Below are 12,903 nucleotides of genomic sequence, written 5' to 3'. Positions count from 1 at the left end.
CCCAGATCATTCACCATCGCATTCGCGGGCAAGCCCGCTCCTACATCGATCGGGGGGGCTTGCCACATACCGTTGTAGGAGGGAATGGAACGGTACAGGCGAACAAATGAACTGAAACTCCCACCGCCACACCCTGTCACTGTTCTGAACATGCCGTTCACAGCATTGCGTCTAAGCTGTCTGGGACGGCTCAAGCCCTTGGTTCCAAGGAGGACCGATTATGTTGCTGTTGTGGTTGGTGGTGCTGGTGATCGGCGCGGCGTACCTCACGCACCGGCGCCTGGCGCCCTTGCAGATTCTCGGCATCATGGCGGCCTATGTGCTGTTGATGGGCATTTTCAGCAGTGCCCCCGGCTGGCTGCTGGCCCTGATCTGGGTGGTGCTTGCCCTGAAGATCGCCCTGGTTGCGCTGCCGCAGTGGCGACGCAAAGTCTTTACCGCCCCGGTATTCCGCTGGTTCCAGCGCACCCTGCCGCCCATGTCGCAGACTGAGCGCGAAGCCATCGACGCCGGCACCGTGTGGTGGGACGGCGAACTGTTCAGTGGCCGCCCCGACTGGCGCACCTTGCTGGCCTACCCCGCACCGAAGCTGACTGAAGAAGAGCAGGCCTTCATCGATGGCCCTACCGAAGCGCTGTGCGCCATGGTCAGCGACTGGCAGATTGGCCAGGACCTGGACCTTCCGCCCGAAGCCTGGGCACATATCAAGCAACATGGCTTTTTCGCCCTGATCATCCCCAAGGAATACGGCGGCAAGGGCTTCTCCGCCTACGCCCACTCCCAGGTGGCGATGAAACTGGCCACCCGCAGCGGTGACCTGGCCTCCACGGTAATGGTGCCCAACTCCCTCGGCCCTGCCGAACTGCTGCTGCACTACGGCACCGACGAACAACGCAACCACTACCTGCCGCGCCTGGCCCGTGGCGAGGAAATCCCCTGTTTCGCACTCACCGGCCCACTGGCCGGCTCCGACGCTGGCGCCATGCCCGACACCGGCATCATCTGCAAAGGCCAGTGGCAAGGCGAAGAAGTGATCGGCCTGCGCCTGAACTGGGAAAAGCGCTACATCACCCTCGGCCCGGTCGCCACCCTGCTGGGCCTGGCATTCAAGGCCTACGACCCGGACCACCTGCTGGGCGATGAGGAAGCACTGGGCATCAGCCTGGCGCTGATCCCCACCGATACCCCCGGGGTGGAAATCGGTAAACGCCACCTGCCACTGGGCGCTGCGTTCATGAACGGCCCCAACAGCGGCAAGGACGTGTTCGTCCCGCTGGACTTCCTCATTGGCGGCCAAGCGATGCTTGGCAAAGGCTGGATGATGCTGATGAACTGCCTGTCGGTGGGCCGCTCCATCTCCCTGCCAGCCGTGGGCACCGGTGCCGCCAAGTACACCAGCCTGGTGACCGGCCAGTACGCCAATATCCGCGAGCAGTTCAACGTGCCACTGGCGGCCTTCGAAGGCATCCAGGAATCACTGGCACGCATCGGTGGCAACGCTTGGCTGATGGACAGTGCCCGCCTGCTGACCGCCAAGGCCGTGGACCTGGGCGAGAAACCCTCGGTGCTGTCGGCGATCCTCAAGTACCACCTGACCGAGCGTGGCCGCGAATGCATCCAGCACGCCATGGACGTGCACGGTGGCAAGGGCATCATCATGGGCCCGAACAACTACCTGGGCCGTAATTGGCAAGGGGCGCCGATCTTCATCACGGTCGAAGGCGCCAACATCCTTTCGCGCAACCTGATGATCTTCGGCCAGGGCGCCATTCGCTGCCATCCGTTCGTGCTCAAGGAAATGGCATTGGCCGGGCGTGAAGACCACGATCAGGCGCTTCAGGAATTCGATGACCTGCTGATGAAACACATCCTGTTCGCCGCCGGCAATGCGGCCAGCACTTTGGTGTTCAACCTGGGGCTGGGGCTTTTCGAGAAAGTACCGGGGGACACGCTGAGCCAAGGCTACTTCCGGGCCCTCAACCGCCAGGCCGCCGCCTTTGCCCTGCTGGCGGACCTGTCGATGATGCTGCTCGGCGGCGCGCTAAAGCGCCGGGAACGCCTGAGTGCCCGGCTGGGCGATGTACTCAGTTACCTGTACCTGTCAAGTGCCGCGCTCAAGCGCTACCACGATCTCGGTTCGCCCGAGCACATGCAGCCCCTGCTGCGCTGGGCGATGGAAGAAAGCCTGGGCCAGGCGGAGCACGCGCTGGACCGGTTGCTCGACAACTTCCCCAACCGCTTCGTCGGCTGCGCGCTACGGGTGCTGGTATTCCCCTTCGGCCGCCGGCACACCGGGCCGAGCGATGAACTGGACGCCGAGGTGGCAGCGCTGATCGGGCGCAGCAAAGGCGACCCTGCGCTGGAAGAGCTGCTTGCCGGTTGCTTCAGGCCGCAAGCCGACGGCGACCCGGTGGCAGCCCTGCAACGGGCCTGCGACCTGCTGGAGGAGGCGACGCCGCTGCACAACACGCTGCATCGGGCAATCAAGGAAGGCAAGGTACAGCCAGCGCCCGGGCAGTCGGTGATCGATGCGGCAGTCGACAGTGGTGTACTTCAGCCTGATCAGGCGCAACACCTGCATGCTGCCGAGCAGGCGCGCCGTGCGGTGATCGACGTGGATGCCTTCGACAAGGCACAGCTGCTACCGGAGCAAGGCAAGGTACGCTGAGACAGGGGCCGTTTTGCGGCCCCTTCCCCAACCGGCGTATACTCCGCGCCCCGTTTCAACCACCTCGAGGACCACCCCAATGGCTAACCCCCACCTGGAATATCACCTGCAACTGCTGAACCACCTGCGCACCATATTGGTGGCCCTGGGTGAAGCCGAGCAGGTGCCGGAGGAAAGCCACGCCCTGTTCCTCGAACGCTTCGACGAACTGCTGACCCTACTGCCGCAAAACCCACTGGAAAGCCAATACCTGGGCCAGGACCTGACATGCCAGGTGATTCAGCGCTACCCGCAAATCGCCCACCTGGTGCCACGGGACCTGCTGTGGTTCTTCGGCGGCGACTGCCTGCACTACATGCCCGATGAAGAACTGTCCGTTTACCAGCAACTGGAGGAGCGCCGCTACGAGGCAGAGCAGAATGACGAACCCTTCGACTGGCATGCTGAAAAACAGCTATTGAGCCCAACCGGCCCAGCCTCCCGTCACTGATCTTTCCATGCACCCGGCGCTCTAGCCGGGTGGTTGTCGACATTTCAACACGCTGGTCGCACTCCGCCCTACATCCGCTTCGCCCCCCCGCCCGTACGCTGTCGCTCGTTTCAAGGATGCCCTGGCAACCCTGAAACGCTGCGTGCCTTCACGCAGCCAGCCAACCTATCAACGTATGGATTGAACCATGAACAAGATCTTCATGACGCTAGCCTTGGGCCTGGCAAGTACCACGGCTTTTGCCGATGAAAGAGGCCAGATCCTTTTCAAAGGGCATATCAACGGCGGCGGTACTTGCCCGATCGAGATTGTCATACCGGGCTCGGGCGCAATTGGCGCCGTTGAGCTTGGAAACTACGCGGTCAAATACTTCGACACCAACACCGTCACCCCCGACATCCCATTCGCGTTACGCGTTGATGCAGATGTAGGCACCTGCAATATTCCAAGTCCTTACAAAACCCAAGTCACATTCAACTCTCACCACGGCGATGCAGGCCCTGGAAATGCTTACTATGCCATTCGCAGCGGCGGTGGATTAGCGCAGGGCCTGGCGTTGGCCATCAAGGATGATATGTTGGGAAATGTCGCTCCGCGAACGCCATCCAAGGAGTACGACATTGCATCCACAGGCGTAACAGACCTCAAGTTCTACGCTTCGTACTTGAAGACCGGCACAGTGACCGATGGTGATGCCAACGCAGATGTGAACTTCAGTATCACGCTGCCTTGATGCCCTGCCAGGTGCCTTCGCGCACCTGGATCCCACTGTCACTCAAAATCGGTCATTTTCCATGCTCCCCGTCACCCGCACTTCGACGATGCTGGGCGGTTGCCTGCTGCTTCTGGCCAGCTTGCTGAACAGCGCCCAGGCCGCCCTTACCATCAGCAGCACGCGCATCATCTACGAAAGCAGTCAGCGCAGCGCTTCGGTGGTAGTTGCCAACCCCAGCCAGCGCCCCTTCGCCGCCCAGACCTGGGTCAATACCCAGGCCGATGACACCACCACGGCCGTACCGCTCATGACCGCCCCGGCCTTGTTCAGGCTGGCTGCAGGCAAGGACCAGTCGGTTCAGATCAGCGGCCTGCCAAACGACCTGCCCCAGGACCGCGAATCGTTGTTCTTTTTCAACCTGCAAGAAATTCCCCAGGCCATCGACGGTAAACAGAACACCCTGAACATTGCCCTGCGCACGCGGATTAAATTGTTCTACCGCCCGACGCAGGTTCAAGGTAATCCGGAGCACAGGCTCAAGGAGCTACGCCTGGTCAGAACCCTGCGCGACGGCCGCCCACACCTGACTTTGCACAACCCCACGCCCTATCACTACACCTTCAACCGGCTGGACCTGGTCAAGGGCAAGCAACAGGAAGCCCTGCCGGGTGTAGACATGGTGCCCCCCATGTCCGAGCTCAGCTACCTGCTGCCCCCCAGCCTGGAAGGCCCCGGCTTGCAGGCCATCGTAGCGGTGATCAATGACTACGGCGGCATCAGCAAACCGCTGACGCTTCCGGTGCACGACACCCCCTGACCTCCGGCCACTCCTGAAGGAACCACAATGATCCTGCAACCCCACGGGTGCAGGCGTATTCGCCTGCGCCACGTTTGCCCAATGGTTCTCTGCCTGGCGTCCGGCAAGGTGCTGGCAACACCCACACCACCGGTAGGCGCCGAGTTCGAGGCAAGCTTTCTGTACCTGTCCCCTGGGCAGCCCAGGACGAACGCCGCTCAGGCCCTGCACGCGCTGTCCGAACAGCAAGAGTTGCCGCCCGGGCGCTATCCCGTGCAAGTGCTGGTCAACCTGAGCCCCGCCGGCGTGCATGAACTTGCGTTCGAGCCGCCAGCCGGGGATGGGCAATTGCAGCCGTGCCTGCCCCCCGGCCTGATGGCCGAACTGGGGCTGCGACTGGATGCCATTTCTGACCCCACCACACTTGAAAACGCCTGCCTCGACCTGCCCAGGCTGGTGCCGGGCGCACGCGTCGACTTCGATGCCAGCCTATTGCAACTGGCTATTTCCATACCGCAAATCGCACTGCAGCGCGATATGGCAGGCCAGGTAGACCCGGCGCGCTGGGAAGATGGCATACCGGCCGCCTTCGTCAGTTACCAGGCGGCCACGCAGCAAAGCCAAAGCCGCGGACGCGGCAGCCAGAACAGCCAGGATTTGTTCCTGAACAGCGGCATCAACCTCGCCGGCTGGCGTTTGCGCAGCAACCAGTCCTGGCGCCGCGACGAGCAGGGCCGGCAAACCTGGGACCGTTCCTACACCTACGCCCAGCACGACCTGCCAGGCAGTTGGGGCAACATCACGCTGGGCGAAACCTTCACCAGCAGCGACATATTCCGCAGCGTGCCAGTCACCGGCGTGCGTCTTGCCTCCGATTTCGACATGCTGCCTGACGCGATGCGCAGTTATGCCCCCACCCTGCGCGGCGTGGCGCAATCGCGCGCCAAACTCGAAGTGTGGCAGAACGGCTACCCGATCTACTCAACGTATGTCAGCCCTGGCCCGTACGCTATCGACGACCTGAACGTGGGCGCCACGGGCGAGCTGGAGGTGGTACTGACCGAAGCCGATGGCCAGGTGCGGCGGTTCATCCAGCCCTATGCCAGCATTACCAACCTGCTTCGTCCCGGGGTCTGGCGCTACAGCACCACGCTGGGCCGCTACAACCCGGCCCAAAGCCAAGATGACCCGCTGCTGTGGCAAGGAACAATGGCCTTGGGCATGGTCTGGAATGCCACCCTGTATGGCGGCTTGATGGCCAGCCAAGGCTACACCGCCGGCGCCATCGGCATCGCACGGGACCTGGGGACAATTGGGGCGCTTTCCTTCGATATCACCCATGCACGCAGCGATATCGCCCCCATGGAACATCATTCCCTGCAAGGCATGAGCTATGGCGCCAGATACAGCAAAGCCTTCAACAACGGCACACACTTGCGCTTTGCCGGGTATCGCTATTCCACCCAAGGCTATCGAGACTTCGACGAGTGGGTCAGCCAGCGCAGCAGCGACCGATTGTTCCTGGGCAGCCGGCGTAGCCGAATAGAGGGCTCGATCAACCAGCGTGTGGGCGAGCGCAGCACACTCAGCCTTACGCTTTCGCAGCAGGATTACTGGCAACGCAGCGATAGCCAGCGTCAGTTCCAACTCAATTTCAACACCTCGCACAACGGCGTCAGCTACAACCTCTACGGGTCGCAATCACTGACGCAAAACAGTTCGGGCAGTGACCGTCAGTTTGGCCTGAGCGTATCCCTGCCGCTGGAGTTCGGCCGCAGCAGCAGTTTAAGCCTTGACTTGCAAAACTCTGCCCACGGTACTTCGCAGCGGGCAGCGTTGAACGGCCAAGTGGACCGCGTAAGCTACAATGCCACAGTCGCATCCAGCGAACAGCGGCAACAAAGCGCCGGCCTTTCCGTGGCCTACCAGGCACCTCAGGCAACCCTCGGCGCCGGCCTCTCGGTATCGGATGACTACAGCAGCCTGTCGCTGAATATGAGTGGCGCGGCATTGCTGCACGCTGATGGTTTGGAATTCGGGCCCTACCTGGGCGAAACCATTGGTCTGCTGCATGTCCCCGATACCGCTGACGTGGGGTTACAGAGCCACGGCGCCGTGCGCACCAACACCAAAGGCTATGCCCTGGTTCCCCATTTGCGTCCCTACCGGCTGAACCAGCTCGTGCTCGACACCGACCGGCTGAACCCGGAGGTCGAGATCAGCAACGGCATCGCCAATGCCATACCTCGCCGCGGCGCAGTCATCAAAACCCAGTTCCAGGCCCGTCGCGCCAACCGTGTGGTGCTGACCCTTGCCACCAAAGACCAGCAGCCTTTGCCCTTTGGCAGCCAGCTCCACGACGCCAATGAAAACGTGTTGGGCATGATCGGCCCGGCAGGCCGCGTGATGGTGTCTGTTGCCGACGGCCTGCAGCGCCTTGAAGCGCGCTGGGGCGAAGCGTCCGAAAACCGCTGCAGCTTCGCGCTGGACCCGCAGACCATTGCTCAACAGCAAGGCTATCGCGTGCTATCGCTGACATGTGAATGACTTCACCCGCGCCTTTCTCGCCATGCAACTCGTGCCCAGAACGGCCGCTCAACACCAGGAACTGCGAATGAAACGCCTCATGCCTTGGGCGCTGCCCATAGCGCTGCTCAGCAGCTATCAAGCCCACGCCGCCGACCGCTGCAATTGGACCGTCGGCAGCCAGCCAATGACCATAACGCGCATACTCAGCGGCGTGATGCATGTCCCTGCGAACGCCGAGCCAGGCAGCGCCATCGGCACACCCAACCTGTCCTCGTATACCCAGTCCATGCCACGCTCGGAACTGCTCTGCTTCAACGATGGCGACGTACTCTGGCGTTTCGACATGAACGCCAGGGATGTATTTCCCGACCCGCTCCCCCCCGTTGAAGGTGAGCCCTCCGATGGCTATATCCTGAAAACCAACATCGACGGGGTCGGCGCGCGCATCCGGCTACGGGCACCTTTCAACGGCGCAGTCCCCACTTTCTTCATGCCAGAGGGTGGCCCACACAACCCTTTCATCCCGATGCGGTCGACCATGCAGGCCAACAACCAGCTTGGGGGCTTCAAGCTCAGCGGTATCACGAGCGAGGTCACCCTGGTCAAAACGGGGGATATTGCCCCCGGCCAGCATACGATAGACACCGAACTGTTCACCGGGCATTTCGATGCCACAGGCTTGGGCCTGGTACTGCGCTATCGGTTACAGGCCCAGGTGTTGCAAACCCAATGCGCCCTCATCGGCGACCCGATAAGCGACACCCCCGTAGAGCTGCAGACATGGGACAAATCACATTTCGTCGGCAAAGGCACCACAACAGCGACCGTGCCGTTTTCAATTACCCTGAGCAACTGCAAGACAGACCCGGGGGGACTGACCATGGCAACCATCGAACTCGAACCCACCAAGGGGTCGACCCCCGTACCGGGGCTGGACGGCGTATTCACGCTCACCACTGACTCCACAGCGGAAGGGGTTGGCATCCAGGTGCTGAAAGATGACGGTACCCCCCTACCGCTGCAACGGGAAGAGCACCTCCAACCGATCCAGGAAAACACCACCGTGCTGAATTTTGGCGCACGCTTCTACCAGACTGACGAGGCCAGCGCAGTCGTTGCCGGCGACGCGTTCGGCGCTTTGAACTTCACCCTTCGCTACCGTTGAACCGAGCGGACAAAAAGGCGCCCAACGTCCATTAAGGACTTGGGCGCCGGATTGATCCAGGTTCAGGTTGCAGTATCAAGCCTCACTCTCGGTCGAACTCAGAATATTCTGCGGGTCATAACCGTACAGGCACTCCCCTTTTTCAGGGTCTGTCACCTTGATCAGACGGTTGAGCGCATCATATTCCAGAATACGACCAGCTTCGTCGTGTGTCAGGTTGCCATTTTCATCGTAAAAAAGCTCTGTATGAGTGGGCTCAAGATCGTCGACTTTGTTTTCAATGCCTGAAAGCTGAGCAGGATCCGCAGGGTTTGTGAAATGGTAGATCGCCAGATTACGCCCACCGCCGTCATATTGCGTCACAACCTGACGAATGTTATCCACCGCGTCAAAGCCAAACACCTGGCGGGCTATCTTCTTGCCATGAGGGTCAATTGGGCACAGGTCGCCCTCGCAGGTATAATCGACCAGCCGACCGCGCAAATCATACCTGTACGTTTCTTTACGCAGCACGGTGGGCGGTGTCGCAGGGCCTTCTGCAAGAACGCGTTCAATGATGCGGTCAAATTCGTCATATTCCTGGGTAAGTACTTGCTCGGGCCCTTGGCTGAAAGTGAACGTTCGCGAACGCTCGCGCTCCAGGTCATCATATTCCAACGTCGTTTTAAGCGTATTGACCGGGTCGCTTGATGCATCAGTGGTTGCATAGCTCGCTGTACGCCCCAGGTCGTCGTATGCGAATTGGCTCGACAGGTCTCCCAGTGTGGTGGTATCAAGCCGACCCACATTGTCGTATTCATTGATCTGGGTCTGGTTCAGCACATCCCGGTACGACTCCATTCGCCCCCTGTAGCTATAGCCATACTCCATGTCGTATTCACCACGCGTTTCAACGCGTACTTCACCCGTGCTGTAGTACGTGCGCGAAATCGATTGCCCTTGGGCCTCGACACAGCTTTCCAGGCGTGCGTTCTGCTTGTCGAACACATAATTGGCTTCTTTGCCCCCCAGTTTTCGTAGCACAGGTTCTTCTGTCAGGTAGGGACGATAATCGTATTCGATAACACCCAATGGCGTGCTTACCTTGTTGGGTTTGAGCTCACCCGTCTTGTATTCATATTCCTGTAAACGGCCACCGGTTTTCGACCAATCCATCAGGTCCAGGCCGTTGAAGTGTTGCTCACCCAGCAGCTCAAGGTCATTCACCCGAATGGTGATGGGTAAGTCCTTGTCGGTGTGTGCCGCAAAGGTTCTGTAAACAACCTCATCCTTACGTAGTTCATGAGCCAGCAGGCGATCGAAACCATCGTAGGTGAATTTTTCTCTCTGCTTTTGCTCCGCGTTACCCAGCCCTGACTCTTCCTGATGTTTGCGACCCAATCCATCGTATTGGGTCAGCGTCTCGCTCTTGAGTACGGTTTCCTGTTCATCAGTCGGCTTCTCCTGCACCCACCGTCGAACCTGCACAGGCAACTCAAAGCGGTTCAGCTGGGTTTCAGTGACCCCGGTCTTGGCGCCGTTTTCCAGTTCGTTCCCCTCAGCGTCCAGCACCTTCTGCCGCCACTCGCGTTTGATCGGGCCGGTTTCTCCATCGCCGATCGGGTTGGTTTGCGCGAACTCGCCTACGCCATCAGGGCCGACGACACATAGTTGCTCACCCCAGGCATCGTACTTGTAGCCGCTTTTCAAAGGCAGGTCACGGCCCTTGAGCCAGTCAATTTCAGTCTCTTCCAGCAACCTGCCCCATGCGTCGAACCGGGCCGTGTAGATGGGTTTGGTACCCCCTTTGGGCAGACCATTGTCCGGGTCTTCCCGTTCTTCCCTGATCGTGCGATGGGCACCATCGAAATAGGCCACAGTCATCACACCCTTCACATCGTATTGTGTCTGGGTGGCCTGAACGCCCTCGTCGTTGCTCAGTTGATATTCGTAGCGTTTAAACGCCTCTTCTTCCTTGCCCGGGCTGACAATCTCCCGCTCGACGCGCAGCAGTGCGTCCCATACGGTCATGATTTCCGTATTGGTTTCATCACGGCTGAGCACCGTTTCTCCCGATGCCAGGGAGCGCTGCACTCTGATTTCCTTGTTGGTGCCGTCGTAGCCAGTCAGTAGCTGCTTGTCCTGCAGCACTTTCATGGTGCCCTTGACCAAGGGGCCCCGACCCTCGGCAGCATCCCAGCTGAGTGTTTCGAAGGTGTAAGTATGCGCCATCAGGGTGTCGAGCGTGTCCGGTTCGTTCGGTTCACCCTTTTTCGGGTTCGGGTAGCGCGTTTGCTGGCTCTTGAGGCGACCATGTTGCAATGGTTTATCAGCCTCATTGCCCGTTTCATCCTTAGCCTGCTCAAAAGCATGGTGTGTAGCTTTTGTTTCATTGCCACTGGTATAGGTTTCGACCTGCACTTCCAGCCAGTTCTGTTGCTGGGTATGCGGTTGGGCACTGGTCAGCGTTGGCAACTGCTGATAGGTGTAATGCGTGGTGCGAACCGCAGCACTGCCGGGATAGCCGGCTGCCGGCTTCTGGATTTTTTCCTTCAGGTAGGTAACGAAGCCTTCTGCATGGCCTGGGAAGCCCGGCTCTTCTGCCTCATACCAAGTGTAAGTCTCTTCAATACCAGTGACGGCCCTATGCGTCTTCAGGTTGCCGTGATCGTCGTAGGTGCTGGCTTCCGCCAACGTGAACCTGGCGGACGGGTCGTCCTTCAACCACCAGGACGTATCGATGCTGTGGACCAATTGACAATACTTTGGCTGCTCCTTGAACAGGGCGCCAGGCTTGAGGTTATACCCCGTCTGGACTTCCTTGATCTGGTTGCCGATAACTTCGGTTTCGTCGGCATTCAGCGCCTCACCTACATAGGTCGTTTCCCTGGTAAGCAGGTGGAACTTGTTGAACTCGCGGACGGTGCTGCGTACGGGCTTTTCATCAACCCAGAGTGTCTCTGTGGTGGCATAGTCATAGTCGATAACCTGGCGGAACAGATTGTCCAGGCCATCGTTTACCCAGGTCAGCGGTGCATTGCCACCCAGGAAGTTGTAACCGTTGCTGGAATAGGTATAACGCGTGTCGATCGAAGGTTGCTCATGGCCTGGGTGCTGCACATGCCGTGTAACCCTTGGCAGGGGGTCCAGGCCCGAACCGATCGGGAACTGGTGGCCGCCATCACCATAGGTGAGTTCATCCTTACCGTCCGAAGGGGTGTAGACCGTGCTGATGCAATAGATATCTCTGATGCGGCTATACGTAAAGCCCCACCTCGGCGGTTTTTCGATGCGCAGCCCGGCGCGGTCCACCGGGTTGTCGATGGGCAGTTCGATGCGGTCCACCCGGTTGCCGGTACCCAACACCAGGGTATAGGTGGCGATACCCGTGTCTGTCGGCATCGTCAACTGCACATTGTCATTGCGAACGACTTCCAACAAGGTGACATCGCGCATGTCGGTAATCTTGGTCAACATCGGAAAACCGTTATGGGTGCCGTATTCCAGATTCAGCCAATGGCCCTGGCGACTGAAGATGCGGGTCGGCACTGCCCTGACGTACGGGCTCGAACCTTTTCGCTCGAGCACTTCCACCACGCCGGAGCGGTGCACCACCCGCCAGCGGTCTTCAGCGTCCTCATAAAGGTGGAACGTGTCGATCTTTTTCTCCGACATCGTCAACTGGTTGGTAGCGCCGGCACGGCCGTCGGCTTTGAACGTTTCGCCATTGGCCAGGGAAATGATCCGGCGGTTCTGGGCAGGGTCGAATTCGGTGGTGCGCAGGTTCCAGCCTGTACCAAAACCACTGTCGGCAAGGCTGAGCGGGCTATAGCGCAACGTCACGTCAAACTCGGGCCCCGACTGGTCGTTGCCCGAAATGCTGCGAAGCTTGGCGGTGAAAGTGTACAAGCCCGTGCGTGAATCGACGCCGCCCGTCAAGTGGCTCATGAAGTTGAAGGCGTTGGAATGCACCGAACGTTCATCGGACATCATCGTTCTCCTTGGAGTAGCTCGGGATTAGAGGTCAATTTTCACGCAAGAGAGTTTACCGCCCACTTGGGAACCCTCTGAATATTTCTTTTGATCAAGAAGAACACCTCCCGTAACAATAGATTTCAGTGCGGCCGGCCCTAAATCTGCGATCTTTCGCCAGCCGGTTGTTGTCGGCTGTATATATGTTCTAATTGTGAACCACCAACTTTCGCCATCGGGGCAGTGAGCCTCGGAGTACATTGTGATCAATGTACCCGACGGGGCGTTCTCGACTCGATACCAATACATATCGTCGTTTTTACAACCATTATTCGGAAAATTAAATTTATGAGGTCCATTCGGTTCTATTTCAATTGAGCAGGTGTTTCCAGCATCAGGCTCATCCTTACCACCCGCAAAATACACTTGTGCCGTGCTTTTCGCCTCGGAAGGATTGTCAAGTGCATAAACACCTGTCACCACTGACAACAAAGCCGAGAGCATACCAACGCACCACGCAGACTGGCAGAGTTTCATGATTACACTCCTTTCAATATATTTAACAGGCCGCCCGCGCAGCAGGCGGCCC

8 protein-coding genes are annotated in these 12,903 nt (G+C 59.3%); 6 read left to right on the top strand and 2 right to left on the bottom strand.

Going from position 1 to position 12,903, the window contains the following annotated elements; all coding sequences use genetic code 11:
• Positions 1 to 220 precede the first annotated feature (220 nt).
• The 6 genes from FQ668_RS08795 (at position 221) to FQ668_RS08770 (ending at position 8,363) form a co-directional block, all read left to right on the top strand.
• Positions 221 to 2,668 carry an acyl-CoA dehydrogenase gene (locus tag FQ668_RS08795; RefSeq protein ID WP_019437415.1) on the top strand — a complete coding sequence of 816 codons (2,448 nt, stop codon included), beginning with the start codon at positions 221 to 223 and terminating at the stop codon, positions 2,666 to 2,668.
• A gap of 79 nt (positions 2,669 to 2,747) precedes the next feature.
• Positions 2,748 to 3,158, top strand: coding sequence for a PA2817 family protein (locus FQ668_RS08790; protein ID WP_014591942.1), 411 nt, complete (start codon positions 2,748 to 2,750; stop codon positions 3,156 to 3,158).
• Positions 3,159 to 3,345: 187 nt separating this feature from the next.
• The gene (locus FQ668_RS08785; RefSeq protein WP_019437416.1) at positions 3,346 to 3,891 is read left to right on the top strand and encodes a fimbrial protein; all 546 of its coding nucleotides are present in this window, start codon (positions 3,346 to 3,348) and stop codon (positions 3,889 to 3,891) included.
• Between the two features lie 61 nt (positions 3,892 to 3,952).
• Complete coding sequence (locus FQ668_RS08780; RefSeq protein ID WP_019437417.1) at positions 3,953 to 4,690, top strand: molecular chaperone; 738 nt, start codon at positions 3,953 to 3,955, stop codon at positions 4,688 to 4,690.
• Positions 4,691 to 4,717: 27 nt separating this feature from the next.
• Positions 4,718 to 7,216, top strand: coding sequence for a fimbria/pilus outer membrane usher protein (locus FQ668_RS08775; protein ID WP_026031865.1), 2,499 nt, complete (start codon positions 4,718 to 4,720; stop codon positions 7,214 to 7,216).
• On the top strand, positions 7,209 to 8,363 hold the full coding sequence (locus FQ668_RS08770; protein WP_172830934.1) for a fimbrial protein: 1,155 nt from the start codon (positions 7,209 to 7,211) through the stop codon (positions 8,361 to 8,363). The genes FQ668_RS08775 and FQ668_RS08770 overlap by 8 nt, the downstream gene beginning before the upstream one ends.
• Before the next feature lie 75 nt (positions 8,364 to 8,438).
• Here the strand turns inward: FQ668_RS08770 and FQ668_RS08765 are convergent, their stop codons facing one another.
• Both FQ668_RS08765 and FQ668_RS08760 read right to left on the bottom strand, forming a co-directional pair.
• Positions 8,439 to 12,332, bottom strand: a complete 3,894-nt coding sequence (locus tag FQ668_RS08765; RefSeq protein ID WP_144180018.1) for an RHS repeat domain-containing protein — start codon at positions 12,330 to 12,332, stop codon at positions 8,439 to 8,441.
• Positions 12,333 to 12,359: 27 nt separating this feature from the next.
• Positions 12,360 to 12,851, bottom strand: coding sequence for a hypothetical protein (locus FQ668_RS08760; protein WP_134698102.1), 492 nt, complete (start codon positions 12,849 to 12,851; stop codon positions 12,360 to 12,362).
• Between the last annotated feature and the right edge of the window lie 52 nt (positions 12,852 to 12,903).

Origin of the sequence: Pseudomonas sp. Kh14 (assembly GCF_900291005.1) — a bacterium.
In the GTDB taxonomy this organism is placed as follows: domain Bacteria; phylum Pseudomonadota; class Gammaproteobacteria; order Pseudomonadales; family Pseudomonadaceae; genus Aquipseudomonas; species Aquipseudomonas alloputida.
The sequence above is the reverse complement of the archived record's forward strand: the minus strand, read 5'-3'. Positions and strand labels throughout refer to the sequence as shown.

What these genes read in the sequence shown, in the direction of transcription:
- FQ668_RS08795 (WP_019437415.1), top strand. Translation starts at nt 221, where the DNA reads ATGTTGCTGTTGTGGTTGGTGGTGCTGGTGATCGGCGCGGCGTACCTC.
- FQ668_RS08790 (WP_014591942.1), top strand. Translation starts at nt 2,748, where the DNA reads ATGGCTAACCCCCACCTGGAATATCACCTGCAACTGCTGAACCACCTG.
- FQ668_RS08785 (WP_019437416.1), top strand. Translation starts at nt 3,346, where the DNA reads ATGAACAAGATCTTCATGACGCTAGCCTTGGGCCTGGCAAGTACCACG.
- FQ668_RS08780 (WP_019437417.1), top strand. Translation starts at nt 3,953, where the DNA reads ATGCTCCCCGTCACCCGCACTTCGACGATGCTGGGCGGTTGCCTGCTG.
- FQ668_RS08775 (WP_026031865.1), top strand. Translation starts at nt 4,718, where the DNA reads ATGATCCTGCAACCCCACGGGTGCAGGCGTATTCGCCTGCGCCACGTT.
- FQ668_RS08765 (WP_144180018.1), bottom strand. Translation starts at nt 12,332, where the DNA reads ATGTCCGATGAACGTTCGGTGCATTCCAACGCCTTCAACTTCATGAGC.
- FQ668_RS08760 (WP_134698102.1), bottom strand. Translation starts at nt 12,851, where the DNA reads ATGAAACTCTGCCAGTCTGCGTGGTGCGTTGGTATGCTCTCGGCTTTG.